Source organism: Pseudomonas fuscovaginae SE-1 (genome assembly GCF_000364705.1).
GTDB lineage: Bacteria > Pseudomonadota > Gammaproteobacteria > Pseudomonadales > Pseudomonadaceae > Aquipseudomonas > Aquipseudomonas fuscovaginae_A.
Window position 1 is genome coordinate 1 of the sequence record NZ_AQOH01000332.1, and the last position, 1,639, is coordinate 1,639.

1 protein-coding gene and 1 pseudogene are annotated in these 1,639 nt (G+C 69.1%); both read right to left on the reverse strand.

The window, feature by feature from the left end; translation table 11 throughout:
- A pseudogene (locus K675_RS31430) lies at positions 1 to 183 on the reverse strand (type II secretion system inner membrane protein GspF); the annotation flags it as partial.
- Positions 183 to 1,589 carry a type II secretion system ATPase GspE gene (gene gspE, locus K675_RS0126365; RefSeq protein WP_017906462.1) on the reverse strand — a complete coding sequence of 469 codons (1,407 nt, stop codon included), beginning with the start codon at positions 1,587 to 1,589 and terminating at the stop codon, positions 183 to 185. The gene gspE and the pseudogene K675_RS31430, both read right to left, overlap by 1 nt.
- Between the last annotated feature and the right edge of the window lie 50 nt (positions 1,590 to 1,639).

Here is a 1,639-nt window from a genome sequence, read left to right on the forward strand (position 1 = left end):
CAGTTTCGCGCTGAACAGCCCGCCGGCCGTCTCGCCGGTGTCACTGCTCTCGGCCTTGAGCGACAGCGCGGTGAGTCCGCGCCCGCGCAAGGTGGCCATCGCCGCGCCCTGGCTGTCGGCCTCCAGGTGGCCGGATTCGATCTTGCCGCTGGCATCGGCGGCTTCGAAGCGATAGCGGTTCATCAGGCATCCCTCGTCACGCGCAGAATCTCCTCCGGCGCCGTGGCCCCGCTGCGCACCCAGCGTTCACCGTCCTCGCGCATGCTCAACATGCCGGCGGCCCGTGCCGCCTGGCGCAAGGCCTGTTCACCTGCGCCCTGGTGGATCAGCGTACGGATGTCGTCGTCGATGCAGAATAGCTCGTGGATGCCGGTCCGGCCGCTGTAGCCGGTGTGGTTGCAGGCGCCGCAACCGACCGGGCGCCAGGTGCCGGGCGTCGCCGGGTCGGGCTGGCGGCAGTGTTGGCACAGGCGCCGCACCAGCCGCTGGGCGAGCACGCCGAGCATCGACGAGGCCAGCAGGAACGGCTCCACCCCCATGTCGATCAGGCGGTTGACCGCCGACACCGCGTCGTTGGTGTGCAGCGTCGCCAGCACCAGGTGACCGGTCAGCGAGGCCTGCACGGCGATCTGCGCGGTTTCCAGGTCGCGGATCTCGCCGATCATGATGATGTCCGGGTCCTGGCGCAGGATCGCCCGCAGCGCCAGGGCGAAGCTCATGTCAATCTTGGCGTTGACCTGGATCTGGCTGATGCCCGGCAGGTCGTACTCCACCGGGTCCTCGACGGTGAGGATGTTGCTGGTGCTGGCGTCGAGCCGCGCCAACGCCGCGTAGAGGCTGGTGGTCTTGCCGCTGCCGGTGGGGCCGGTGACCAGCACGATGCCGTGGGGCTGGCGGATCAGGTGGTCGAGCCGGACCAGCACGTCCGGGTCCATGCCCAAGGTTTCCAGTTGCAGGCGCCCGGCCTGCTTGTCCAGCAGGCGCATCACCACCCGCTCGCCGTGGCCGGTGGGCACGGTGGAGACGCGGATATCGATCGGCCGGCCGGCGACGCGCAGGGCGATACGGCCGTCCTGGGGCAGGCGTTTTTCAGCGATGTCCAGTTGCGCCATGATCTTGATCCGCGACACCAGCGCGCCGTGCAGCGCCTTGCGCGGCGAGACCACGTCGCGCAGGGTACCGTCGACCCGGTAGCGCACCACCGAATGGGTCTCGAACGGCTCGATATGGATGTCGCTGGCCTCGTCGCGCGCGGCCTGGGTGAGCAAGGCGTTGATCATGCGAATCACTGGGGCGCCGTCCTGGGTGTCGAGCAGGTCGGTGACTTCCGGCATGTCCTGCATCAGCCGGTCGAGGTCCACCTCGTTCTCCGCCGCCCCCACCACCGCCGCGGCGCTGCCGGTGTCGGCATAGGCGCTGGTCAGCAGGCTGTCGAGCTCCTCGTCACGCACCCGTTCCAGCCGCGCCGGACCGAACTGCCGCCGTACCTCGCTGATGGCCCAGCCAGGGGTCGAGGGACAGGCGGTGAGCACACCGTCGGCCAGCACCACCCGCTGCGCCTTGGCCCAGGCGTAAGGTAACGCGCTCATGGTGAAGCCTCCCTCTGCTGAACGATAGGATCACACCTTTGTGGCGAACG